Here is a 24,435-nt window from a genome sequence, read left to right on the forward strand (position 1 = left end):
AACGCCAGGAATACGAAACTTGTCGACTATCAGACGCCTCAACTCCGCCCGTTCGACCACGCTCTACCTGGTCGTCGCGGCCCTGTTGATGACGCTCGTCGCCGGTGGCGTCATGGCCGTGAGCCGTCACAAGACCGTGACCATCGATGTCGACGGCGACATGATTTCGCTCAGCACGATGAAGACCGACGTCAACAGTGCTCTGGCCGACGCCGGCTACGCGCCGTCGGACAAGGATCTGGTCGTTCCTGCGCCGGACTCCGATCTCAGTGACGGCGACACCGTGGTCCTGCGCCGCGCCCGTGAGATCACGCTGAACGTCGACGGGCAGCCCGAGAACATCTGGACCACCGCCCTGACCGTCGAGGAAGCTCTGCAGCAGACCGGTCTGGCCGAGGACGTGCACGTCTCCGCCTCGCGCTCCGAGCGGCTGCCGCTCGACGGCACCGAACTCGATGTGGCACTGCCCAAGCAGGTCTCGCTCGTCGACGGCGGAGCACCTGCCGCGCCGGTCACCCTGGCCGCACCGACCGTGCGTGAATTCCTCGAAGCAGCGGGTGCGCCGCTCGAGGAAGCCGACACCGTCAGCCCCGATCCCGACGCAGCCGTCACCGACGGCGCCGAGATCGTCGTCACGCGTGACCGCACCGTCACCAAGACCGAAACCACGGACACCGATGCTCCTGAGCAGCGCATCGAGGATCCGACGATGAACATGAGCCGCACCGTCGTCGAGAACCCGGGTGCCCCGGGGGTCTCCGACATCACCTGGAAGATCAACATGGTGAACGGCGTCGAGGTCGGTCGCGAGAAGGTCGACGAGACGGTCAAGGTACCCGCGCAGCCGAAGACCGTTCGCGTCGGAGCGAAGCCGGGTACCGAAGTGCCGCCGGTGGAGAACGGTGCGATCTGGGACGCGCTCGCGCAGTGCGAGGCGACCGGCAACTGGGCGATCAACACGGGCAACGGCTTCTACGGCGGCGTGCAGTTCGACCAGAACACCTGGGAACGCCAGGGCGGACTCAAGTACGCACCGCGCGCCGACCTCGCCACCCGCGAGGAACAGATCGCCATCGCGTCGGTGACACAGAAGTCGCAGGGCTGGGGCGCATGGCCCGCCTGCACCTCGCGCCTGGGTTACCGCTGACTGTCCCGGGTCGTTCCGCGGGCTCCACTCCTGCGTTTCTGGGTCGTTCCGCGGGCTCCACTCCTGCGTTTCTGGGTCGTTCCGCGGGCTCCACTCCTGGCCCCGTAGAGTTTCCGCCGTGTCCGAACATGTGAGGGGATCTGCGGCTCTGCTCGGTCCTGCCGAAGTCCGCTCCCTCGCCGCCGAGCTCGACGTGCGCCCCACCAAGCAGCTCGGGCAGAACTTCGTGCACGACGCCAATACTGTTCGACGCATCGTCGCCTCCGCGGGTGTGGGCCCGCAGGACACAGTCCTCGAGGTCGGCCCCGGCCTCGGATCGCTGACACTCGCGCTGCTCGATGTCGCCGAGGCCGTCATCGCCGTCGAGATCGACCCCAAGCTCGCGAACCGATTGCCCACGACGGTGGCCGACCGGGCCCCCACTCTGGCCGATCGGCTGACGGTGATCGAGGCCGACGCGCTGCGCGTACGAGCCGCGGACATTGCGGGGGAGCCGACCGCTCTGGTGGCCAACCTGCCCTACAACGTTGCCGTTCCCGTACTGATCCATCTGTTCTCGGAATTGCCGAGCCTTCGCGTCGCCGTGGTGATGGTCCAGGCCGAGGTGGCCGATCGACTCGCCGCGGTACCGGGAAGCAAGATCTACGGCATCCCCAGCGTCAAGGCCAGATTCTTCGGGGACGTCAAAAGGGCAGGCGCAGTGGGCCGTTCGGTGTTCTGGCCGGTACCCAAGGTCGAGTCGGGGCTGGTCCGCATCGATCGGTACGCCGAGCCGCCGTGGCCGACCGACACCGCGCATCGCAAGGCCGTGTTCGCGGTGATCGATGCCGCCTTCGCGCAGCGACGCAAGACCCTACGAGCAGCCCTGGCCGGGTGGGCAGGCTCCCCGGTTGCCGCCGAACGGCGGTTGCGTGAGGCCGGGATCGACCCCACTGCTCGCGGCGAGACCATCGACGCCGCAGCCTTCGTCCGTTTGGCCGCCACCGAAGCCTGAGGCCCAAGCCTGAGGCCCTCTCTCTACAGGTGGATGTCCGTCAGGGCAGTCAGCTCGGTCCACGTCGACGCGCCCTCGCGGGCAGCAGCCACCGGCGCGTAGCGGTCGGCGTCGATCAGAATGCCCACGTCCAGGCCTGTCATCGACGCGATGTCGGCCACCGGAACCTGATAGGTCCGGTACGGGCCGAGAGGCGGGGGATCGGTCTCGAGCCGCAGCGGTTTGTCGAGGATCGGGTCCAGAGACGGCGACTGGTCGAGAACGTATCCGGTGCATGCTGGAGCCGAATCCTGCGACCAGGCCGCGATCTTGAAGAACTGCCGCGGAATGGCGACGCCCCGGTAGATCGGATCGTCGTCGGCGAAGATGCAGCCGCTGAAGACCGAGAGCTTTCGGTCGTACTGCTCGGCGTTTCCCAGCACGTAATCCTCGAGCCCCAGCCACAGTGTCTTCGACTGGTTCAGCGTGGCCGTCTGCGGAGCGCACACGGTGTAGTGGAACGTGTCCTCGTTGGCGCGCTCGGCCACTGCACGCTCACCCCACACCGGATCTCGCCGGCGAACCAGATGCCCGCGATCGAGGTCGTTGTTCCGGTACAACTCGTTGCCGGCCTGCTGCGCTGGCGGTAGTCGATCGTCGAGTCGCCAGTTGTCTCCGCGTCCGACATCCTGCAGGCTCGCGCCGTCGATGTTGACGCCGGTGACCGCGGCGAGGCGTCGGGCAGGGTCGATGGACACCGAGAAGTGCGTGTACGGAAGAACCACCACATCGGCGCGATCGGGCAAGGGAACGTCGATGTCGGCCAGGAACTTCGGGTCGAAACCGAGTGGTGTCGTCATCTGCCCATTGACTCACGTACCGGTTACCGGAGGGTGAACCGCCGCCAGGTATCGCTCGTTCAGTCTCGCGTGCCGCTCGGCCACGATGCGGCATTCCTCGCGTAGTTCCGGTGGATCGAGCACTGTGAAATCGGTGTCGAACGCTGCGAGCCACCGCGCGATCGAGGGCAGCGAATCTCCGGCCAACACCACCGCGCAGGTGCCCTCGTCGATGGATTCCAGTGTGCCCCATTGCTCGTCGATCATCGGGGCGATCTGCTCGATCGGGGCGTGCAACGCGATCCGCGCCTGAACCTGAGTGAACGCACGATCGATTCCCTTCGAGACGAACGCGGCCGCACCGCCCGGCGGCAGCTCCCGCGGAGTGAACCGCGGACCCGTCGGAATTTTCGGAATCAGGCGATCCACTCGATACGACCGCCAATCCTCCCGCAGCACATCCCAACCCAGCAGATACCAGCGTGCCCCCGCCCGTACCAGGCTGTACGGCTCCACCTCGCGCCTGGACTCGGAACCGTCGTGCTTGCGGTAATCGAACCGCAACCGCTCGTGGGCATGACATACCGCCGCCACCGCGGACAGCACCGACGCATCCACCGCCGAACGCGAGGTCTGCTCCACCACGTCGATCCGCAACGCGTCGAGCCGATGCTGGATGCGCGACGGCATCACCTGCCGCAACTTCGTCAACGCCCGCAACGACGCCTCGCCGATGCCCGCCACCGAGCCACCGGCCGCCGACTGCAACCCGAACGCCACCGCCAACGCCTCGTCGTCGTCGAGCAACAGCGGCGGCATCTCGGCACCGGGACCGAGTTGATAGCCGCCACCGACTCCCGGCGTCGCATTGACCGGGTAACCGATGTCGCGCAGCTTGTCCACATCGCGCCGCAGCGTCCGAGGAGTGACGTCGAGTCGCTCCGCCAGTTCCGCGCCCGCCCAATCACGACGCGTCTGCAGCAGAGACAACAGCCGCAGCAGCCGAGCCGATGTTTCCTTCATGACGTCACGATGCCACGCATTGCGGACATATTCGGTCCGCATCGATCGGGTGACCTTTACGAAGTTGCCTCGAGGCCGGAGATGAACGGCACTATTGTTCGCTCGACCAGCGATGGTCGTGCCGATCGAGGCATCATGAGGCACTGGACGGTGACGCCGTCGATCAGTGCGAAGAGTTGCGAGGCGGCGGTAGCGGAAAGGCCTCGGTCGACAAACCATCGGCGAAGCTCTTCGTCGAGCTGTGCCGAGGCGGCAGCCAGTTCCGGGTCGACTGCCGAGATAGTTGTGTAGGCCAGCCAGACGCGCGCGCGTCGTTCGCGTGAGTCGTCGAGTGGGAGCCACTGCCGCACGACATCCATCAGCGTGTTGGGCTGTGCGGCCGCTACATCCTCCAGGAACTGGGTGCCCGCGTACTCGAAGCCGGCGCGCACCAACTCCGTCTTCGTGCGGTAGTAGTACTGCACCTGTGCGGGTGAGACCCCCGCTGCGGCGGCGACACTGCGAACGCTCAGGGCACCGACGCCCTGCTCCGCCAGGACTGTCAGTACACCCTCGAGTAGCCGGTTGTCGGTCATCGATCCTGCGGTCGCGTCGACCCGATCTTCGACACGACAGTCGCCGCTATATCGATCACACCGAGAATCGCGATGACGGCACCGGCCTGGCGGAGGCCGATGACGGGTGTCTCCACGTCTCTGAAGGCGAAGAACAGAACTAGTCCCCCGATGAGCATGGCAATTCCGACAACAAGTGCCCCGTCGTGCTTGTTCATGAATCCTCCTCGTCTGTACGACTGTATAGTACGAACGTATAGCAATCGGAGCGGACCGGCAAGGAGGTGCCGTGGCCGGACCGCAGAGCCGGATGGAATCGTCGACCGCTGCTCGAACTGGGGTGCGCGAGGCTCGACAGGTGTCGACCCTGGTGGTGAACTCGGTCGCTGTTTCTCCACTACTGTGGTTACTCGTGCTGTCTGTCGTTCCCACACCCGTCGTCGTTCGGGCCCCGTCGAAGGTGAATTTGCATCTGTCGGTCGGTGACCTGCGTCCCGATGGCTTTCACGAGCTGACGACGGTGTTCCAGGCGCTCTCGCTCTCGGACGAACTGTCGGTGGTTCCGGCCAAGACGCTCTCGGTTCGGGTGCGCGGCGACGACGCGAGGGTGGTTCCCACCGATTCACGGAATCTGGTGTGGAAGGCCGCCGAGTTGCTGGGGCATCGCGTCGGGCGAGAGCCGTCGGTGGAGATCACCATCGACAAGGGAATTCCGGTGGCCGGTGGGATGGCAGGCGGAAGTGCCGATGCAGCCGCGACTCTGGTGGCACTGAACGCGATGTGGCACCTCGATCTCTCGCGCGACGAGCTCGACGAGGTGGCGGCTCAACTCGGCAGCGACGTGCCGTTCTCGTTGCACGGCGGAACGGCGGTCGGAACCGGTCGCGGGGAGAAGCTGCTTCCGGTGCTCTCGCGCAACAGTTTTCACTGGGTACTGGCGTTGGCGAAGGGCGGTCTGCAGACGCCTGCCGTCTACAACGAGCTCGACGAACTGCGGGCCAAGGGTGATCCGCCTCGCCTCGGCGGCACCGAGGATCTGATGCATGCGTTGGCGTCCGGCGATGCGCGTGCACTCGCGCCGTTGCTCGGCAACGACCTGCAGGCCGCTGCGGTGTCGCTCATGCCGCAGTTGCGTCGCACGCTGCGTGCGGGAGTCACCGCCGGGGCGTTGGCGGGCATCGTGTCAGGCTCGGGCCCCACCTGCGCGTTCCTGTGCGCCGACGCCGACGCGGCGGTGTCGGTGAGCGCTGAACTGTCCGGTGCAGGCGTGTGCCGCACCGTCCGTGTTGCGAGTGGACCGGTTCCCGGTGCTCGTGTTGTCACTAGCGAATCGATTGGTTTTTCCTGATGGTCAATCTCGTCAATCTCGAAAACGTCAGTAAGTCCTTCGGCGTCAAGCCGCTGCTCGACGGTGTCTCCCTCGGCGTGCAGGAGGGCGAACGCATCGGCATGGTCGGCCTCAACGGCGGCGGTAAGACCACCACCCTCGAGGTTCTCGCCGGCATCGAGCCGCCAGATTCGGGACGCGTCAGCCGGGTCAACGGCTTGCGGATGGCAGTGGTCACGCAGCGCGGCGTGCTGCCTCCCGGTTCGACCGTCGGCCAGGTGGTCCTCGACCCGCTCGGAATGGCCGAGCACGAGTGGGCGGGTGACTCTCGGGTGCGAAATATCCTGACGGGCATCGGTATTGCCGACCTCGGGCCTGCAGGTAGCTCGGGACTCGACGCGCCGATCGACAACCTCTCCGGCGGTGAGCGTCGACGAGTTGCGTTGGCAGCGGCCCTGGTTCAGGATCTGGACCTGCTGGTGCTCGACGAGCCGACCAACCACCTCGACGTCGAGGGCGTGCAGTGGTTGGCCGCACACCTGGTCAGCCGTCGCAGTGCGCTGGTGGTCGTCACCCACGATCGCTGGTTCCTCGACACCGTCGCCAATCGCACGTGGGAAGTGGTCGGCGGTGGCGTCGAGGCCTACGAGGGTGGCTACAACGACTGGGTGTTCGCGCGCGCCGAGCGGTCCCGTCAGGCCGACGCGTCCGAGGAGCGTCGACGCAACCTCGCGCGCAAGGAGTTGGCGTGGCTGCGCCGCGGTGCCCCGGCCCGTACCTCCAAGCCGAAGTACCGCATCGAGGCGGCCGAGGCTCTGATCGCCGACGTTCCCGCCCCACGCGACTCCGTCGCGTTGTCCTCGTTCGCTCAGCGCCGTCTCGGCAAGGTCGTCATCGAACTCGAGGACGCGCGCCTCGAGACCCCCGACGGCCGCGAACTGGTGAAGGACTTCACCTGGCGTCTGGCTCCCGGTGAGCGCGTCGGTCTCGTCGGCGTCAACGGTTCGGGCAAGACGACCATGCTCCGGACGCTCGCCGGTGAACTGCAGCCTGCTGCCGGCAAGCGCATCCAGGGCCAGACCGTCAAGATCGGTTGGCTGAAGCAGGAACTGGACGACCTACCCAAGAAGCTGCGCGTTCTCGACGCGGTCAAGGAAGTGGCCGAGCGGATCACCCTGGGCGACAAAGAGATTTCTGCCGGGCAGCTCGCGGAGCGGCTCGGCTTCACCCCGGCGCGTCAACGCACCCCCGTCGGAGATCTCTCCGGTGGCGAGCGTCGTCGGCTGCAGCTCACTCGCGTGTTGATGGCCGAGCCGAACGTGCTGCTGCTCGACGAACCCACCAACGATCTCGACATCGACACCCTCCAACAGCTCGAGGACATCCTCGACGGCTGGGCGGGCACTCTCGTCGTCATCAGTCACGATCGGTACCTGATCGAGCGCATCTGTGATTCGACGTGGGCACTGTTCGGCGACGGCAAGCTCACCAACCTGCCGGGCGGCATCGAGGAGTACCTGCGCAGGCGGGCCGTGCTCGCCGCCGACGCGACGCCGGACTCGCTGACCACCGGAAGTGCACCGCGCAAGGCCACCCGTGATGCGGCCTCCGAGCGCGCGGCCCGTAAGGAACTCAGCAAGCTCGAGAAGCTCGTCCTCCGGCTCTCCAAGCGTGAGGTCGAGTTGCACGCCGAACTCGTCGACGCGTCCACCGAGCAGGGCAAGCTCGTCGCCCTCGACACCGAACTCAAGCAGGTCCTCGCCGACAAGGATGTCGCCGAGGAACGATGGATGGAACTGGCCGCCGAGTTGGAGTAGTGCGGCGGAGCCGCATGTGACTAGCTGAGTGATGGGTCGTTCCGCAGGCTCCACTCCTGGCTCGTAGCCTGCTACGAAGTTTCGTGCACGTGCACGCAGCGCATACTGGGGTCATGACATCGGTCGTCGCGGAAGTACTCGGTTCGGATTTTGCCCGTCTGCATCCCAAGGTTCAGTGGCGCTTCGGATTGCAGTCCTCGGACGATCTCGCTCAGTTCGGAGTGGGCGTGATGGAGGAGATGACGCATTCTCGACTGGTGCCGCCGCCGTTGCTGTGGGCCGGACGCAAGCGCGGTCTCTTTCCCGCCGGTGTCGGCAAGGACGTGCCGTTCACCATTGCCAACTATGCGTATGTCGACGAATTGGGCCGCGAGACAATGTCTTTCGTGCGTCGCTTCGCTTTCGCGGGTCGGCCGCAGGGGATGAATTCGGTGATGGTGTCCTCCGCCGAGTCCGACGCGTATGCCCTCGATTACTTGGGCTTCTCCTCGGACATGGTGGTGCACACCAGGTGTGAGGTCGATGCCGATGGCGGGCTGATCCTCGAGAGCGAGGTGCCGCGATTCCTGCTCGGCCCTCTCGCGCCGAAGTTGCCCAAGGTGGCGTCGGCAGTGACGATCGGTCGGGAGTGGTGGGATGCGGCCGAGGAGCGGCATCGCATCGAGATCGAGGTGAAGAGTCCGGTGATCGGACAGCTGTTTCTCTATCGAGGGTGGTTCACTGCGGAAGAGCGGCCCTGTCTCGCCGCCGACATTCCCGATGACGCGCGTCCGCGGTCGGTCGAGTCTCGCGAATAGCGCTACTGTTACGCGTCGAGCTATCTGCGTGTGAAGGAGTCAACAGTGGCCGTTGTCGAAGCCGAGATCGTGGGCGGCGTAGGGCATATCGTCCTGAACCGGCCGGAGGCTCTGAACTCGTTGAACGGTGCGATGATCGAGGGCATCCGCACCGCACTCGACGCGTGGCGAGACGACGATGCGGTCACGTCGGTTCTGGTGACGAGCAGTTCACCCCGGGCATTCTGTGCAGGCGGGGACATCAAGGCGATTCGGCAGGCCGTAGTCGACGGTGACCACGAGGCCGGCCCGGCGTATTTCGCGGCGGAGTACGACCTCGACGAACTGATCGCGAACTACCCCAAGCCGTACATCGCCGTGATCGAAGCCGCGGCTTTCGGCGGTGGCCTGGGCATTTCGATTCACGGCAGCATCCGCATCGTCACCGAGAACGCCGTGTTGGCCATGCCGGAGACGGCGATCGGGTTCGTGCCGGACGTCGGGTCGAGCTACTTTCTCTCGCGCCTGCCGGGCCATGTCGGACGGTACCTGGCGCTGACGGGAACTCGTATCTCCGGATCCGATGCGCTCGCACTGAATTTGGCGACGCACTTCTGCCCGAGTGACTCGGTGGAGAGTTTGAAGGCAGACATCCTCGCCGGCATTGCCGTCGACGAGGTGTTGAATCGATACACCACCGCGCCGTCGACGACCGAGCTGTCGTTCGACGCAGAGGCGGTGGCAGCGGTGTTCGAGAAGGAATCGCTCGTCGACATCATCGACGCACTGGTGTGCGACACACCGTGGTCTCGGACGACGAAGACTCAGTTGGCGACGCTGTCGCCCACATCCCTGATGGCCACCGACGCGCTGATCGCACGCGGAGCAGACAGCACGTTGCGTGAATGCCTCGATCGGGAGTTGCGGATGGCGACGTGGATCATCGCCGAACCGGACTTCGCCGAGGGTGTTCGTGCAGTGTTGGTCGACAAGGACCGCGCGCCGCAATGGAAGCCTCTGGTGCTCGAGATGGTGCGACCAGAGGCATTCCAGCAGCTGCTGTGACCGGTACGGGTCAGCGGTAGCCCTTGGCGGGGTTCTGCAGGTCCAGCACGATGGTCTGGCCGTTGGAGCGCACGTGGATCTCGGGGTTCTGCAGGCCACCCGAGACGAGGTATTCGCCGAGGAGCTGGAGCAGCTCGTCGGGGCCGACGGAGGTGTCGGGGGTGCGGATGTCGCCGGTGCGGCTGCCGAGCTCGTTCTGGGTCAAGCGTCCCGCGATGCGTACCGAGGCGACACCCATGGCGGTGCGACGGTCGGGTCCCTGGCCACGCCCGAGCGACGGCGAGGCGGTGGAGCCGTGAGACGTGGAGCGGCCGTTGGTGGGCAGGCCGTGTTCTGAGATCTGATCGCTTGTAGTCACTTCAACCTCGTTCGATTCCGTGGCGGGCTTCTCTGGACGACGTCGATCCGCGCGGGGGGTCGTTGAATCCGTGTCGGACGACGTTGCTGGTGCAGGCGTTGTTGCGGACGCCTTCTCGGTGGACGTGACCACTGCCTCCGACTTCTCGGTGGACAGGGTCTCGACCGCCTTCTCGGCGGGCGCTGCCGCCGAAGAATCGGTGCGGCCACCGGCGGGTGAAGCGGAGTCGGACTTCGGCGGCGTCGCCAAACGATGCGCGGGAGCGCCACCGACCTTGATCCCGGCCAATGGGTAGTTCGATCCCTTTGTCATGTCGTTTTCCACTTCATCGTGATTCCCAGGTGGTTCCGCGCCGAGATGTCACGATCGGGTATCGATCAGGACGGGCTACTCGGCGTCGAGCACGCAGAAACGTACTCGAAGTTTGTTCGGACAGGCTGAGAGTAGCATCACGATTGTTTACGACGCCATTTTTTGACCGAAGTTCTTGTTCTGGATCCTGAACCACACAATGAATCCCCAGGCCACGAACGCGGCGTACACGAGGTAGAGAACCGCGGACGGATAGAACCCGGCGACGATCAGCAGCGGAACACCCACGATGTCCACCGCTATCCAGATCAGCCAGAACTCGGTGAGTCCACGGGCCATTCCGAAGGCGGCCAGCATGGATCCGGTGAAGATCCACGCGTCGGCCCACTTGCCGAACGAGCCGAGGTAGCCGAACAGTTGCGCGAACACCACCGTGCCGACGATCGCGACGACGAGCATCGCCGTCCGCTCCCGCGCCGTGCCCCACCGCGGCAGAACCGCGGCCCCGGACCGCTTCGAATCGCGCAGCCAGCGCATCAACCCGTAGACGCTCACGGCGATGAACATCAGCTGACGCCCGGCCTGGCCGTACAGATCGAGTGCCTGCGGAGTATGGAACACGCCGCCGAGAAAAACGGTGAACAGCAGTGCATTTCCGATGATCCCCACCGGCCACGCCCACACGACGCGTCGCATCCCCCCGATCGCCGAGAGCAAGCCGAAACCGTTGCCGACCACCTCACGCCACAGAATCGGGTGCCCCAGAACGGAGAATTCTGCGTCGAGCAGATCGATCAGCACGGGTTGCTACTGATCACCCGCGGCGACGAGAGGTTCGAGGGTGAGCTCGGGCATTTCCTTCTGGATGTACTGCAGACGCCACTTGTCGCTCACCAGTGCCAACAGCGCGCCGTCGGTGCGAGTGAAGACCTCGACACCGCGTTGGCGACCCAGTTCGACGGCCGAGGCTGCATCGGTGCGTCGAGCAAGGGAGTATCCGAGCGGTTCCATTCGAGCGTCGACGCCGAACTCGGTCTTCATGCGTGCGGTGACCACCTCGAACTGCATGGGTCCGACGGCGGCGAGCACGGGGGACGCGTCGCCGCGAATGTCGTTGCGCAGCACCTGAACGACGCCCTCGGAATCGAGTTGCTCGACGGCGCGGCGGAACTTCTTGTACTTGTCGGCGCTGTCGACGCGCAGTGCCGAGAAGTGCTCGGGTGCGAACGACGGAATGGGCGGGAACTCGACCTTCTTGTCGGTGTAGAGCGTGTGCCCCGGGGCGAGCGCGGTCGCGTTGACCAGGCCGACGATGTCTCCCGGGTAGGCGTTCTCGACGGTCGTACGATCGCGACCGAACACCGTCAACGCGTACTTGGTGGTGAACGGCTTCTTGGTTTGCGAGTGGGTGACGACCATGCCGCGCTCGAACACTCCGGACACCACGCGCATGAATGCCAGTCGGTCGCGGTGCGCGGTGTCCATGCCCGCCTGCACCTTGAACACGACGGCGCTGAACGGGTCGGTGACCTCGCGTACGCCGCCGGAGACGTCGTCACGCGGGCCGGGTGACGGCGCGAGGGCCACGAGGGTGTCGAGAATCTGTCGAACGCCGAAGTTGAGCATCGCGGAGCCGAAGATCACCGGCGACGTCTGGCCGGCCAGGAACATCTCCTGATCGTGCTGTTGACCGCTCGAGATCAGCAGATCGCTCTCCTCGACGGCGGTGTCCCAGTCGACGCCCTCACGTTCGGCGGCGGCCTCGGCCGTCATGAATTCCTCGGGAGCGATGGTCGCGCCACCGGCGGTGCGGGTGAATCGGATGTAGCTGCCGTCCTGCACGTCGAGCAGGCCGCGGAAATCGCCGGCGATCCCGACTGGCCAGTAGAGAGGCGTCGGCGTCAGGCCGATTCGCGACTCGATCTCGTCGAGCAGCTCGAGCGGCGACTGGCCCGGGCGGTCCCACTTGTTGATGACGGTGATGACCGGGATGCCGAACTGCCGGCACACCTGGAAAAGCTTGAGCGTCTGCGGTTCGAGTCCCTTGGCGGCGTCGATCAGCATCACGGCCGCGTCGACGGCGGTCAGCACGCGGTAGGTGTCCTCGGAGAAGTCGGCGTGGCCGGGAGTGTCGACGAGGTTGATGACGTTGGTGATCTCTGCGTCGGGTGAGGTCTGGTAATTGAACTGCAGCGCAGTCGAACTCACCGAGATCCCGCGAGCCTTCTCCATCTCCATCCAGTCGGAGACGGTGGAGCGGCGGCCGGCCTTGCCGTGGATGGCACCGGCCTCGGAGATGACACGGGCATGCAGGGCGAGGGCCTCGGTGAGCGTCGACTTACCGGCGTCGGGGTGCGAGATCACCGCGAATGTTCGACGCCTCGCGACCTCGGTCTCGAGCTCTTTGGCCTGGCCTCGGGTGGTCCCGGACTCGTCGAGCGCAGCCGGTCCGGACCCTTCGAGCGTTGCGTCGACGTCGGGGGTGCTGGACGGGGTACTCACGAAGACCTCATTCTCGTAGCAAGGGCGGCACCGAAAGAGTGGCCGGGGCAAAATCAAAGGATACGCGGCCCGTTGTTCCCCTCGGTCGGGGCGGGAGTGCCTACTGTGAACGGTAGGCCGGGAGATCCCTCACGAGGAGACGTGCGTTGAGCAAGTTCACCGAAGAGACGTTCGAGACCGCGAGCACCAGCAAGCACGGTCTGGTCACCGGCGAGCCCGACGAGGCGCTTCGGCAGTCCTGGGGTGAGATCCACGAGCAGGCGCGGCGAATGGCCGGGGCTCTGGCCGACGCAGGCGTCGAACACGGGGACGCGATCGGGATTCTGGCCGGTCAGCCGGTGGACATCGCGCCTGCGTGCCAGGCGACGTGGATGCGCGGGGGATCGGTGACGATGCTGCACCAGCCCACTCCGCGGACCGACCTCGCCGTCTGGGGCGAGGACACCGAGACCGTCGTGCGGATGATCGAGGCCAAGGCCGTGATTCTCGGGGCACCGTTCGATATCGCCGCACCCGTGCTCGAGGAGCGCGGCATCACCGTGCTGAAGATCGAGGACATGAAGACCGGTCGCGATATCGATCCGGTGCCGACGGCCGAGTCCGACATCGCGCTGCAGCAACTGACGTCCGGCTCGACCGGTTCGCCGAAGGCCGTGCGGATCACACACGAGAACTTCTACGTCAATGCCTACGCCATGATCGATCGCATCGAATTCGATGTCGATTCCGATGTTATGGTCAGTTGGCTGCCCCTGTTCCACGACATGGGGATGGTGGGCTTTCTGTCGGTGCCGATGCAGGTCGGTGCCGAGGTCGTCAGCATCACTCCACTGGACTTCCTGCGCTCGCCGCTGTTGTGGGCCAAGCTTATTCACAAGTACCGCGGAACCGTCACCGCAGCACCCAACTTCGCGTACTCGCTGCTGGCGCGGCGGCTGCGTCAGGCCGAGGACGATCTGGATCTCGATCTGTCCACTCTGCGCTATGCCTGGAACGGAGCCGAGCCGGTCGACCCGGACACCATGATCGCGCTCGCCGAGGCCGGGGCCCCGTACAAGCTCAACCCACTCGCTCTGGCTCCGGTCTACGGAATGGCGGAAACGACTCTCGCAGTGTCGATTCCGGATCCCGACCAGGGGCAGGTGATCGATGTGGTCGACGCGGACCTGCTCGAGACCCTCGGTCGCGCCGTCCCGTCGACCCGTGGCAACACCCGTTCTCTCGCGACGCTCGGCAAGTTCGTTCCCGGATTGGAGGGACGCGTCGTCGACAAAGAGGGACAGGTGCTCACCGCCCGCGGCGTGGGCATCATCGAGGTGCGGGGCAAGGCCGTCACCCCCGGCTACATCACCGTCGAAGGACCGGTGTCGACGCTCGACGCGGACGGCTGGCTCGATACCGGCGACGTCGGCTACATCACCGAGGACGAACTGGTGGTCGTCTGCGGACGTATCAAGGACGTCATCATCATGGGTGGTCGCAACATCTATCCCACCGACATCGAACGGGCCGCGGGCACTGTTGCCGGTGTGCGGCCGGGCAATGCCGTCGCCATCCGGCTCGATGCCGGTGAGAAGCGCGAAAGCTTCGCTGTGGCAGTGGAAACCAACGACATCGACAAGCCGGACGAGGTCAAACGCATCGAACGGGAGGTGATCCACGCGGTGCACTCGGAGGTGGGTGTGCGACCGCGAACAGTTGCGGTGTTGGGGCCGGGCAGTATTCCGAAGACGTCGAGCGGCAAACTGCGACGGGCGAATTCGGCGTCGCTGTTGAACTGACACGAACGGCGGGGACCTCACACCCTTTCTGTGGGGTGCGCGCGTGTGCTCGGAGGTGAGAACAGGCGCTCACCGTGCAACAGGGGTGTGAGCTTCAGCGCGGGTGCACCCGGTTCTGCGCTGCTTCCAAGCCGGCCGAGAGCAGGAGTTCCGCGGCGTCCGCTGCTTCTTCGACGACCACGCCCAGATCCTTGCGCTCGGCAGCCGAGAACGGCTTGAGTACGAACGACGCCGGATCCATTCGCCCCGGAGGCCGTCCGACGCCGACGCGAACCCTCAGGTAGTCCTTGGTGCTCAGGTGCTGGGAGATGGAGCGCAGCCCGTTGTGGCCGCCTTCGCCGCCGCCGAGTTTGAGTCGGAGAGCGCCGAAGTCGATGTCCAGCTCGTCGTGCACCACCACGATGTTCGCCGGTTCGATCGAGAAGAATCGCGCCAACGCAGCCACCGGCTGGCCCGAGAGATTCATGAACGTCCGCGGCTTGGCGATGATCACCGAGCGAGAACCGAGGCGGGCCTGGACGACGTCGGAGTTGGACTTCTTGTGCGAGGAGAACGCCCCGCCGATGCGTCCGGCGAGGGCGTCGGCGACCATGAAACCGACGTTGTGGCGGGTCTTTTCGTACTGCGGGCCGGGATTGCCGAGGCCGACGATCAGGGCAGGCGCTGTACTTTCGGCACTCACGGGGTCAACACTCACGCTCGTCATTGTCGCATCACGCCTTCGAAACGAACGACGCGCTGTTCCCGATGTGGGAGCAGCGCGTCGTACGCGGTCGGTGGAGAGAGATCAGCTGTCGCTGTCCTTGCTCTCCTCGTCGTCCGAATCCTCGTGGCTCTCGGCCTCTTCCTGAGTTTCGGCCTCGCCCTCTTCGGTGATCGGCTCGGTGCCTTCGCCGTCTGCCTCGAGCTCTTCCTCGGACGGTGCCTCGACGACGTTGACGAGCAGCTGCTCGGGGTCGGACATCAGGGTGACGCCCTCGGGCAGCTCGACGTCCTTTGCGTAGTACTGGGTGTCGATCTGGTTGTCCTCGACGGAGATGACGAAGTTCTCCGGGATCTCCAGGGCGTCGGCCTCGATCTCGATGTACGTGGAGTCGGTGACGACCAGGGTGCCCGGAGCTGCATCGCCTTCGACGATGATGTTGACCTCGACGGTGACGCGCTCGCCCTTCTTCAGGACGAGGAGGTCGGCGTGCTCGATGCTGCGACGGATCGGGTGCACGACGATCGACTTGGTCAGCGCCAGCTGCGACTTGCCGTCGATGTCGAGGGTCAGCACGGCGTTGGTGCCGTCGTTACGCAGCACGGCTGCGAACGCGCGAGCGTCCAGAGCGAGGTGCTGGGGATCGGTGGCGTGTCCGTACAGAACGGCGGGAACGAGGCCGTCGCGACGGGTGCGGCGGGCAGCGCCCTTGCCGAATTCGGTGCGGACGAGCGCGGTGAGATTGTTTACCTTCGATGCCATGGTGCTGGATGCTCCTGATAAATGTGGTTCGTGCGGCGTACTTCGTCGGGCGGTCAAGCTCGTCGGGGCGGACACGAACGAGCGCGGCCAACGGGGCCGAGCCGCGTCGATAACGGTGGATCCGGAACTATTCGGATCTACCCTCGCCGAGACAACCTGGGAAACAATACACGACCACGTCACGTGCGTGGAAGCTCGACCCCTGCTACGAGCCCGGAGTGGAGCCGGCGTAACGACCGCAGTTACTGTCGTGCACCTGCGAGCGCAGCGAGCAGATCCGACGCGATGCCCCGCGCGACCACGATGGCGTCATCGCGAGCTCCTGCCGTCCCCATGACCACCGCGCCCTCGTGCAGCACCGACAGCCGGGTTCCCAGCTGTTCGGCATCGGGATATCCGGCTTCGCTGGCCAGTCGCGCGAACAACGATCTGGTCCAGGCTTTCTCGGACTCGATGATCGCGAGCACCGGGCTGTCGGTGCCGCCGAACTCGGCGAAGGCGTTGACGAATCCGCAGCCGCGATGGTTGTCGCGCATCCAGACGTCCAGGGCGTCGTACACCCCGAGGATGCGGGCGTCGCCGGGTTCGAGGGCATCGACGAATTCCGTCACGTGATCGCACCACAGAGCGTATCGACGGGTGAGGTATCGCTGCACCAGGCCGTCCTTGGAGCCGAATCGGTCGTACAGGGTCTTCTTAGTGGTGCCGGCCTCCTCCGCGATCAGGTCGACTCCGACAGCTCGGATGCCGCGGGCGTAGAACAGCTCGCTGGCGACGGCGAGGATGCGTTCTCCGGCGGGGGTGAGGGGCTTGTCGAGCATGGTTGCCTTCCGAAAGCGCTGGTGAGAAGCAGGTGCACTGCAAGTATACAGACCTGTATGTTTACATCGCAGCATGAAAGCGAATGTCGACGCCGTTGCAGGTACGGCCCTGGTGGTGCTGTGGAGTTCGGGCTTCATCGGAGCCGAACTCGGTACAGCCGAAGCCCCCGCGCACACTCTGCTGGCCTGGCGTTATGTCGCGGCTGCGGTGCTACTGATCGCTTGGTGCCGGTACCGGCGGCTGACCCCCACCTGGCATGCCATCCGAATCCACGCGGTCCTCGGCCTCTTCTGTCAGTTCCTCTACCTCGGTGCCACGATCACCGGGATCGGGATGGGAGTGCCACCGGGAGTCGCCGCATTGATCGCCGCACTGCAGCCGCTGGTCGTCGCGACGGCATCGAGCCGGATCTTCGGCGAACGAGTCGGAGGGCGGCAGAGTCTGGGGCTCGTCGTCGGCATCGCGGGTGTCTCGCTGGTGGTGCTGGGGGATATGTCCGGTGCCGACCTCGCCTGGCCCGTCTACCTACTACCGGCGGCCGGGATGCTGGCTCTGTCGATGGGCACGATCGGTCAACGAGTGCTGGCACCGAAGGAGCCGATCGCGCTGGCGATGGCCATCCAATGTTCTATCAGCGCAGCCGGTTTCATGACATGGAGCGCGTTGGCCGGTGATGTCGCACCGCCCATGACGACGGGCTTCTGGGCAGCTGTCGCGTGGACGGTCGTGCTCTCGACTTTCGGTGCGTACGGCGCGTACCTGTTCGTGGTGCGTCGCAACGGGCCCACCCGCGCCAGTGTGTTGCTCTACCTGACCCCGCCGACGACGATGCTGTGGGCCTGGCTCATGTTCGACGACGCGATCACCTGGCTCGGAATCGGTGGACTCGCGGTCTCAGCGGTCGGCGTCGGGCTGTATCTCCGCAAAACCCGTGTGAGCGAAACTTCGACCCCTGCGACGAAGTCTCATGCACGTGCGAGCGCAGCGAGCATCGTGTCCAGTTCGGCGAACGTGACGAAATAGTGGGGAGATGCACGAACGACCGCGTCGAGTCCCCGGCCGGTCATGTCCAGGCGCGTCGAGCTGCGATGGCTGACGGTCACGGTCACCCCGCGCTCCCCGAGTCGGTCGCGCACGGCCACGGGATCTTCGCCGTCCACGGTGAACGAGACGATGCCGTTCTTGCGGTCGCCGAGGTCGTGCACGGTCACTCCGGGGATCTTCCGGAGCCCGGCCCGCAGGTATTCGGCACGTTCGACAACGGCTTCCTCGACCTGGTCGACACCGAGCTCGAGGAGATAGTCGACGGCCGCCCCGAGCGCGAGTCTGGCCGCGACGTCGCATTCCCAGAACTCGAATCGCGTGGCATCGTCGGCCATTCGATACGTCTGTCGGTCCACCCATTGAGCGCTGTGCAGGTCGAGGGCCGGCGGATGCAGCGTCGACGCCAATCCCGGTCGCAGATAGAGGAAGCCGGTTCCGCGGGGGCCGCGCAGCCATTTGCGGCCGGTGGCCGAGAGGGCATCGACTCCCAATTCCTCGACGTCGATGCGCATCTGCCCGATGGACTGGCAGGCGTCGAGCAGGACCAGTGCGACGTGGCGGTGCGCGAGATCGGCAACGGCACGGGCCGGATTGATCAGTCCGCCGTTGGTGGGGGCGTGCACCACCGAGATCAGTTTCACCCGGTCGTCGAGCATCGATTCCAGTGCGTGTACGTCGATACGTCCCGATTCGTCACTCGGGACGATCTCCACCGTTGCGCCGGTGACCTCGGCGCGGTGGAGGGCGGAGATCGCGTTGCTGGCGTATTCGGCCTCGCACAGCAGTATTCGGTCACCGGGAGACAGCGGCACCGAGTAGAAGAAGTCTGTCCAGGCCCGGGTCGCAGAATCGCTCAATGCGATGCTCGACGCCGGGGCTCCGATCAAGGTTCCGATCGAGGTCTTGACCGCGGCGAGATCATCGAGTCGTTCGTTCGCGGCCCGGTAGCCACCGATTTCCGCTTCCCGGCGCAGGTGCGCGATCGCGGTATCGAGGACGACGCTCGGAGGTAGAGACGATCCGGCGCTGTCGAGAAAGACCCGGCCCGACGCACCGGGGGTGTCGCGTCGAATGCGGTCGTGATCGAGCATCGGTCGTCCTTTCGGTAGCGAACTCTCGGGCACCAGAGTTCCACAATCGGTAGCCTCGATCAGACGAGGGATCGCGGCGTTTTCGATCCCCGCGGCTGGGTACGTACTCCGAGCGGAGAACGTGTTGAGTGCGGAAAGAAGGAATGAGTGTCGTCCAACGAGAAGTCTCTCGGGCTGAGCTCGCGCCCGGCAGCAGAGGCATATGTATCGAAGGTGTGTTTCAAGCTGGGGCCACCGGCTCTCATCGGTGCCGAACTCGAGTGGCTCACCGCCCTCGACGACGGAACGCGTCCGACCCTCCCAGCTCTGGCCGCTGCGCTCGGTGTTCACTCCCCGCGCAGTATCGATCCCGAGTCACCCGCCCTGTCGTTGCCGGGCGGCAGTATCGTCACCGTCGAACCCGGCGGTCAGGTCGAATTGTCCAGTTCGCCTTATCTATCCGTTTCCCAACTCGCACCGATGCTCGACGCCGATGCGCGGCTGCTGCGGGACATTCTCGGTAAGGCCGGCATCGACATCGCGTCCGTTCCGGCCGATACTGCTCGGGCACCCGAACGTCTCCTCGTGCTACCGCGGTACTGCGCGATGGAGAATCGGTTCACCACCATCGGCCCCTTCGGAAAGCTGATGATGTGCAACACCGCAGCGGCTCAAGTGAGCGTCGACGCGGGTCGTGATCGTGCCGAGGTCGCCTCGCGCTGGCACATGCTTCATGTCATCGGTCCTGCCTTCGTGGCTGCGTTCGCTCGCTCTCCCGAACTTTCCGGCGCACCCGCGGGACGCTGGGCATCCCAGCGGATGCGGACCTGGCTCGAACTCGATTCCAGCAGAACCGATTCCAGCAGAACGTCGGTGCCCAACACCGGCGACCCGATCACCGACTACGCCCGGTGGGCGCTCGACGTTCCGTTGCTCTGCATCCAAGGCGTCACGCAGAACTGGGAAGCGCCGCAGGGCACCACGTTCGCGCAGTGGGTGGACAATCCCGGCATCGTCGGACGCCCGCCGACCTACAGCGATCTCGACTACCACCTGACTACCCTGTTCCCTCAGGTGCGTGCCTGCGGGCACTTCGAGATTCGCTATCTCGACGCGCAGCCGGACGGGCAGTGGGTGGTTCCGGCGGCGGCGTTCGAGGCGCTGCTGTCCACACCCGAGCTGGTGGCCCGAGCCACCGAGATCGGCGGCGGGACGGCGGGACGGTGGCTCGACGCGGCCCGCGTAGGGCTGGCAGACCGCGAGCTCCGCAGAGCCGCAACCGAATTGCTCGACCTCGCAGCGGAGGTCGGTGGCGAGTTCTCCGACCACCTGTCGGCAGCGTCTCGACGATGCAGTGCCGGCGAGACGCCGAGCGAACTCGACACGGCGGCACGGGAACTTCGGACTCGAAAGGAATCGGTGTGAGCGCCGAACAACTCAGGAGCAGAATAGAAACGGTACTCACGCGCAGCCGAGCCCGCAGTGCGGCGCTCACCGATTGCGTGGACGAGACCGAACTGATGTCGCAGCATTCGCCGTTGATGAGCCCGCTGGTCTGGGATCTCGCCCACATCGGTAGCCAGGAAGAGCTCTGGCTCGTCCGTGATGTCGGTGGTCGCGATCCGGTGCGTCCCGACATCGACGAGCTGTACGACGCCTTCAAACACTCTCGTTCCTCGCGGACGTCGCTTCCGCTGCTCACTCCGGACGAGGCACGCGTCTATGTCCAGACCGTCCGTGACAAGGCCTGGGATGTGCTCGACCACAGCACTTTCGAGGGTAGACCGGTCGAGAAACATGGCTTCGCGTTCGGCATGATCGCCCAGCACGAGCAGCAACACGACGAGACCATGCTCGCGACCCATCAACTACGTTCGGGACCAGCGGTTCTGACCGCTCCTGCGCCTCCCAGTTCGGCCACCCCGGTGTCGGGTGAGGCCGTCATTGCCGGAGGCCCGTTCTCGATGGGGACCTCGCTCGACCCGTGGGCCCTCGACAACGAGCGACCGGCTCACACGGTGCACGTACCGACGTTCGCCATCGATCGGGCCCCGATCACCAACGCGCAGTTCATGGAGTTCATTGCCGACGGCGGTTACGAACGCCGCGAGCTGTGGACCGACAAGGGGTGGCAGCATCGCGTCGACGCGAACCTGACCGCGCCGCAGTTCTGGGAGTCCGACTCCGACGGCACCTGGTGGCGTCGGAGTTTCGGAGTGCGCCGTCCGGTGCGACCGCATCAGCCCGTCGTGCACGTGTGTTGGTTCGAGGCCGACGCCTACGCGCGGTGGGCAGGCAAGCGTCTGCCGACGGAGGCGGAATGGGAGAAGGCTGCGCGATTCGACGCCGAGACCCGCTCCAGCAACGCCTACCCGTGGGGCGACGCCGAACCCACTGCGGCACATGCCAATTTGAATCAACGGCATCTGGAACCGGCAGACGTCGGCGCGTATCCCGACGGTGCCTCTGCAGCAGGCGTGCACCAACTCATCGGTGACGTGTGGGAGTGGACCTCCTCCGATTTCGAGCCGTACCCCGGCTTCGAGGCCTTCCCGTACGCCGAGTACTCCGAGGTGTTTCTCCGCGGCGACTACAAGGTGTTGCGCGGCGGGTCGTTCGGCACCGACGAGGTGGCGTGCCGGGGCACGTTCCGTAACTGGGACCACCCGATCCGCCGCCAGATCTTCAGTGGATTCCGGTTGGCCCGCGACGTCGAGTCCAGCTGAATGTGCCGTCATCTCGGGTATCTCGGCCCCCGCACGTCCGTCGGGGGAGTGCTCACCGACGGTGAACACAGTCTCCGTGTGCAGGCGTATGCCCCCAGCGACATGCGCGGCGGCGGCACCATCAACGCCGACGGGTTCGGTGTCGCGTGGTGGGACGGCGACGCAGCCGCGCACAGCTACCGAAATCCCATGCCCATCTGGACCGATCCGGCGGTGGACGATGTTCTGTCGCAGATCGATTCGACGTCGGTGATCGCGGCGGTGCGATCGGCGACCGTGGGAATGCCGGTGGAGCGCACCGCATGCGCACCCTTCACCGACGGCCGTTGGGCGTTCAGCCACAACGGTGTGGTGTTCGGTTGGCCGCAGTCGATGGCCGACCTGTGGTCGGAGGTGCCGCCCGTCGACGCGCTTGCGTTACCTGCGCCGACCGATGCCGCCGCTCTGTGGGTCGTGCTGCAGACCCTGCTGCGCACCCACGATCCCGAGTCGGCACTGCGCATGTTGGTCTGCAGGGTTTTCGCAACCTCGCCCAGGGCGCGCCTGAATTTTCTGCTGTCGGACGGCGAGAGCATGTACGCCACGGCGGTGCATCATTCGCTGTCGGTTCTGCGGACCGAGGATTCGGTGACGATCGCCTCCGAACCCCTCGACGATCGACCCGACTGGATTTTCATCGACGACCGACGCATGGTCGTCGCCACGACAACCGATCTCACCATTTCCAGCCTGGAATCATAAAGGAGCGTCATGAGCACGGTGGACGTACATCTGGCCGACACAGCATTGCTCGACGAGTTGCGTAAGGACGTGCGGGACGGTCTCACTGCCGACCCGAAGTGGCTCTCGCCCAAGTACTTCTACGACGCGCTGGGCAGCGAGCTCTTCGAGCAGATCACGGTGCTGCCGGAGTACTACCCGACGCGGACCGAGCGCGCCCTCCTCGAGGAGCATGCTTTGGACGTCGCCGAAGCAACCGGATCGACGATGTTGATCGAGCTGGGCTCCGGCTCGTCGGAGAAGACGAAAATCCTGCTCTCTGCCGGGGTGAAGCATGGGTCGCTCGAAACCTATGTACCGCAGGATGTATCCGTCACGGCCCTCGAAGGTGCCATCGAGCAGATCTCGCACGAATTCCCGGCGCTCGAGGTGCGCGGCATCGTCAGCGATTTCACCGACACGCTGCACAATCTGCCCAGCGGCCAGGCTCGTACGATTGCATTCCTGGGCGGAACGCTCGGCAACCTGATCCCCGAGGAACGCCGGGAGTTTCTCGGAGCCATCGCCGACGCCCTCGATTCCGGTGAGCACCTGCTGCTCGGTGTCGGCCTGGTGATCGACCCGAAGGTTCTCGTTCCGGCCTACGATGACGCCGCAGGGGTGACCGCGAAGTTCAATCGAAACGTGTTGTCGGTGATCAACTCTCGCCTGGATGGCAACTTCGATCCCGATGCCTTCGAGCATGTCGCGCTCTGGAATGCCGAGCAGGAGTGGATCGAGATGCGGCTACGGGCCAACGCGCCGCAGGAGGTGTACCTCGCCGACCTCGATCTGCACGTGCACTTCGACGCCGGTGAGGATCTGCGCACCGAGATCTCGGCGAAATTCCGGCCGGAGGGAATCACGGAAGAACTCGCTGCGGCGGGATTCGGCGTCGAACATCTCTGGTCCGACGCCGATTCCCGCTTCGCACTCATTCTTGCGCGCAAGGACGGGTAGCGGGTCCACCGGAGTGGGCACCAGTGCACGCAACGACCGCCGATCGACGGAATCCCGTCGATCGGCGGCGATAGTGCGCAACCCTGCCCGCTGCAGCCGCGTATTCACGGGAGTCGACGGTCCGTTGCTGCGATCGACTTCCGACGACGCCGCACCACGGCGATGATTTCGTCCACGACGCGATCGAGGTCGGCAAGCGCTGTGGCCGCCGAGTAGCGCAGCACCAACCATCCATCGAGCACCAACTCGTTCTGGCGTCGACGATCGTTGTTGAACGTGGCGGGATCCGTGTGGAACTCTCGGCCATCGATTTCGACGATCACTCGTGCGGAAAAGTCGACCAGGTCGCCGTAGAACTTTCCGACGCGCGCATTGATCTCCATCGTGAAGTTGCGGGCTGTCAACGCCCGCGTTACCACGCGCTCCGGCTCTGATCGTGTTCTGGGGCAGCACGTTCGAAGCTGCTTCCGGACGGAAGCCATCCCGTGCATTCCCTTCGACGTGTCACACAGTGCGGCAACCCGTCGCCACGGCAGATGATGGTCGATGGCGTCGTCGAAGAATTTCTCGAGATCGGGCGTCGACAACGAGGTCGCGACGTCGACGAACGTCTGCTCCAGCGACATCACTCGCAGGCCTCGGTGGAGCTGGACCTCGACGAGGCGTCGGCGATGAACTCGAACCCACGGCACCGATCTCGACTGGACGTTCGGGGCCACCGTGACAGAGACGAGTCGCGGTTCGTAGTCGATCAGTCCCCACAACCAGGCCGCACTTTCGTGGCTCAACACGGCGTCCGGTTTCCACAGAAGCGCACCGGTGCACAGTCCGAGGTAGTCCGGTTTCTCCGTCGCGTAGACCTTCGGCAGCAGGCACACGAGCTCCCCCGACCGCGATCGTCTCGAAATGCCGCTCGTACTGAGCCCTTGCGCCACCAATTGCTGCACTGTGTAAACCCCCATGGCTACACCGTTGCGTCTGGGGAGCCTCTGCAACAGTGGCAATCTCGCAATTGTGGATACCTCGATGACGTTATCCACAGGCAGTGCCCGGCAGAGTGGGCACCAGTGCACACAACGATCGCCGATCGACGGAATCCCGTCGATCGGCGGCGA

The 24,435-nt window shown here is 65.3% G+C and carries 24 protein-coding genes; 12 read left to right on the forward strand and 12 right to left on the reverse strand.

Going from position 1 to position 24,435, the window contains the following annotated elements; translation table 11 throughout:
* The first annotated feature begins 19 nt into the window (after positions 1–19).
* Both R3P93_RS06350 and rsmA read left to right on the forward strand, forming a co-directional pair.
* Positions 20–1,147, forward strand: coding sequence for a resuscitation-promoting factor (locus R3P93_RS06350; RefSeq protein ID WP_094670528.1), 1,128 nt, complete (start codon positions 20–22; stop codon positions 1,145–1,147).
* 118 nt (positions 1,148–1,265) lie between these two features.
* Positions 1,266–2,141 carry a 16S rRNA (adenine(1518)-N(6)/adenine(1519)-N(6))-dimethyltransferase RsmA gene (gene rsmA / locus R3P93_RS06355; protein WP_149405157.1) on the forward strand — a complete coding sequence of 292 codons (876 nt, stop codon included), beginning with the start codon at positions 1,266–1,268 and terminating at the stop codon, positions 2,139–2,141.
* A 23-nt stretch (positions 2,142–2,164) separates the two neighbouring features.
* Here the strand turns inward: rsmA and R3P93_RS06360 are convergent, their stop codons facing one another.
* Genes R3P93_RS06360 through R3P93_RS06375 form a run of 4 tightly spaced genes read right to left on the reverse strand, consistent with a single transcriptional unit; the run spans position 2,165 to position 4,754 of the window.
* Positions 2,165–2,980 (reverse strand): DNA/RNA non-specific endonuclease, encoded by an 816-nt coding sequence (locus tag R3P93_RS06360; protein WP_149405158.1) that lies wholly within the window; start codon positions 2,978–2,980, stop codon positions 2,165–2,167.
* 12 nt (positions 2,981–2,992) lie between these two features.
* The gene (locus tag R3P93_RS06365; RefSeq protein ID WP_149405159.1) at positions 2,993–3,982 is read right to left on the reverse strand and encodes a helix-turn-helix transcriptional regulator; all 990 of its coding nucleotides are present in this window, start codon (positions 3,980–3,982) and stop codon (positions 2,993–2,995) included.
* 56 nt (positions 3,983–4,038) lie between these two features.
* Positions 4,039–4,557, reverse strand: a complete 519-nt coding sequence (locus tag R3P93_RS06370; RefSeq protein ID WP_149405160.1) for a TetR/AcrR family transcriptional regulator — start codon at positions 4,555–4,557, stop codon at positions 4,039–4,041.
* Complete coding sequence (locus R3P93_RS06375; RefSeq protein WP_149405161.1) at positions 4,554–4,754, reverse strand: DUF5708 family protein; 201 nt, start codon at positions 4,752–4,754, stop codon at positions 4,554–4,556. The genes R3P93_RS06370 and R3P93_RS06375 overlap by 4 nt, the downstream gene beginning before the upstream one ends.
* Before the next feature lie 194 nt (positions 4,755–4,948).
* On the opposite strand from R3P93_RS06375, the gene R3P93_RS06380 reads away from it, so the two are divergent.
* The 4 genes from R3P93_RS06380 (at position 4,949) to R3P93_RS06395 (ending at position 9,521) form a co-directional block, all read left to right on the forward strand.
* A complete protein-coding gene (locus R3P93_RS06380) occupies positions 4,949–5,884 on the forward strand; it encodes a 4-(cytidine 5'-diphospho)-2-C-methyl-D-erythritol kinase (RefSeq protein WP_094633226.1) in 936 nt (311 codons plus the stop codon).
* The gene (locus tag R3P93_RS06385; protein ID WP_317532635.1) at positions 5,884–7,680 is read left to right on the forward strand and encodes an ABC-F family ATP-binding cassette domain-containing protein; all 1,797 of its coding nucleotides are present in this window, start codon (positions 5,884–5,886) and stop codon (positions 7,678–7,680) included. Before R3P93_RS06380 ends, R3P93_RS06385 begins: the two co-directional genes overlap by 1 nt.
* A gap of 113 nt (positions 7,681–7,793) precedes the next feature.
* Complete coding sequence (locus tag R3P93_RS06390; RefSeq protein WP_317532636.1) at positions 7,794–8,477, forward strand: DUF4166 domain-containing protein; 684 nt, start codon at positions 7,794–7,796, stop codon at positions 8,475–8,477.
* A gap of 45 nt (positions 8,478–8,522) precedes the next feature.
* Positions 8,523–9,521 carry an enoyl-CoA hydratase/isomerase family protein gene (locus R3P93_RS06395; RefSeq protein ID WP_317532637.1) on the forward strand — a complete coding sequence of 333 codons (999 nt, stop codon included), beginning with the start codon at positions 8,523–8,525 and terminating at the stop codon, positions 9,519–9,521.
* Positions 9,522–9,531: 10 nt separating this feature from the next.
* Here R3P93_RS06395 and R3P93_RS06400 read toward each other — a convergent pair whose 3' ends face one another.
* From R3P93_RS06400 to R3P93_RS06410, 3 genes are all read right to left on the reverse strand, one after another.
* Entirely contained in the window at positions 9,532–10,191 is a 660-nt protein-coding gene (locus R3P93_RS06400; RefSeq protein WP_269594658.1) for a hypothetical protein, read from the reverse strand.
* Between the two features lie 147 nt (positions 10,192–10,338).
* Positions 10,339–10,992: a nicotinamide riboside transporter PnuC gene (pnuC, locus tag R3P93_RS06405; RefSeq protein WP_317532638.1), complete on the reverse strand. Its 654-nt coding sequence runs from the start codon at positions 10,990–10,992 to the stop codon at positions 10,339–10,341.
* Positions 10,993–10,998: 6 nt separating this feature from the next.
* Positions 10,999–12,693: a peptide chain release factor 3 gene (locus tag R3P93_RS06410; protein ID WP_037192020.1), complete on the reverse strand. Its 1,695-nt coding sequence runs from the start codon at positions 12,691–12,693 to the stop codon at positions 10,999–11,001.
* Positions 12,694–12,839: 146 nt separating this feature from the next.
* Here R3P93_RS06410 and R3P93_RS06415 point away from each other — a divergent pair, with 146 nt between their 5' ends.
* Positions 12,840–14,474, forward strand: a complete 1,635-nt coding sequence (locus tag R3P93_RS06415; RefSeq protein ID WP_317532639.1) for a fatty acyl-AMP ligase — start codon at positions 12,840–12,842, stop codon at positions 14,472–14,474.
* Positions 14,475–14,568: 94 nt separating this feature from the next.
* Here R3P93_RS06415 and pth read toward each other — a convergent pair whose 3' ends face one another.
* The 3 genes from pth to R3P93_RS06430 form a co-directional block, all read right to left on the reverse strand.
* Positions 14,569–15,171, reverse strand: a complete 603-nt coding sequence (gene pth, locus R3P93_RS06420) for an aminoacyl-tRNA hydrolase (protein ID WP_317532640.1) — start codon at positions 15,169–15,171, stop codon at positions 14,569–14,571.
* A 90-nt stretch (positions 15,172–15,261) separates the two neighbouring features.
* On the reverse strand, positions 15,262–15,939 hold the full coding sequence (locus R3P93_RS06425; protein ID WP_317532641.1) for a 50S ribosomal protein L25/general stress protein Ctc: 678 nt from the start codon (positions 15,937–15,939) through the stop codon (positions 15,262–15,264).
* A gap of 242 nt (positions 15,940–16,181) precedes the next feature.
* On the reverse strand, positions 16,182–16,760 hold the full coding sequence (locus tag R3P93_RS06430) for a TetR/AcrR family transcriptional regulator (RefSeq protein ID WP_317532642.1): 579 nt from the start codon (positions 16,758–16,760) through the stop codon (positions 16,182–16,184).
* A gap of 73 nt (positions 16,761–16,833) precedes the next feature.
* Here R3P93_RS06430 and R3P93_RS06435 point away from each other — a divergent pair, with 73 nt between their 5' ends.
* Positions 16,834–17,784 carry a DMT family transporter gene (locus R3P93_RS06435; protein WP_317532643.1) on the forward strand — a complete coding sequence of 317 codons (951 nt, stop codon included), beginning with the start codon at positions 16,834–16,836 and terminating at the stop codon, positions 17,782–17,784.
* On the opposite strand, the gene R3P93_RS06440 is transcribed toward R3P93_RS06435, so the two are convergent.
* The gene (locus R3P93_RS06440) at positions 17,727–18,896 is read right to left on the reverse strand and encodes an aminotransferase class V-fold PLP-dependent enzyme (protein WP_317532644.1); all 1,170 of its coding nucleotides are present in this window, start codon (positions 18,894–18,896) and stop codon (positions 17,727–17,729) included. The genes R3P93_RS06435 and R3P93_RS06440 overlap by 58 nt on opposite strands.
* A 147-nt stretch (positions 18,897–19,043) precedes the next feature.
* Here R3P93_RS06440 and egtA point away from each other — a divergent pair, with 147 nt between their 5' ends.
* The 4 genes from egtA to egtD are packed head-to-tail and all read left to right on the forward strand — an operon-like array spanning position 19,044 to position 23,320.
* Entirely contained in the window at positions 19,044–20,300 is a 1,257-nt protein-coding gene (gene egtA / locus R3P93_RS06445) for an ergothioneine biosynthesis glutamate--cysteine ligase EgtA (protein WP_317532645.1), read from the forward strand.
* Positions 20,297–21,601, forward strand: a complete 1,305-nt coding sequence (egtB, locus tag R3P93_RS06450; protein ID WP_317532646.1) for an ergothioneine biosynthesis protein EgtB — start codon at positions 20,297–20,299, stop codon at positions 21,599–21,601. Before egtA ends, egtB begins: the two co-directional genes overlap by 4 nt.
* Complete coding sequence (gene egtC, locus R3P93_RS06455) at positions 21,602–22,342, forward strand: ergothioneine biosynthesis protein EgtC (RefSeq protein ID WP_317532647.1); 741 nt, start codon at positions 21,602–21,604, stop codon at positions 22,340–22,342.
* A gap of 9 nt (positions 22,343–22,351) precedes the next feature.
* Positions 22,352–23,320, forward strand: a complete 969-nt coding sequence (gene egtD / locus R3P93_RS06460) for an L-histidine N(alpha)-methyltransferase (protein WP_317532648.1) — start codon at positions 22,352–22,354, stop codon at positions 23,318–23,320.
* Positions 23,321–23,424: 104 nt separating this feature from the next.
* Here egtD and R3P93_RS06465 read toward each other — a convergent pair whose 3' ends face one another.
* A complete protein-coding gene (locus R3P93_RS06465) occupies positions 23,425–24,282 on the reverse strand; it encodes a DUF559 domain-containing protein (protein ID WP_317532649.1) in 858 nt (285 codons plus the stop codon).
* Between the last annotated feature and the right edge of the window lie 153 nt (positions 24,283–24,435).

Origin of the sequence: Rhodococcus cerastii, from assembly GCF_033042195.1 — a bacterium.
Taxonomy (GTDB): Bacteria; Actinomycetota; Actinomycetes; order Mycobacteriales; family Mycobacteriaceae; genus Rhodococcoides.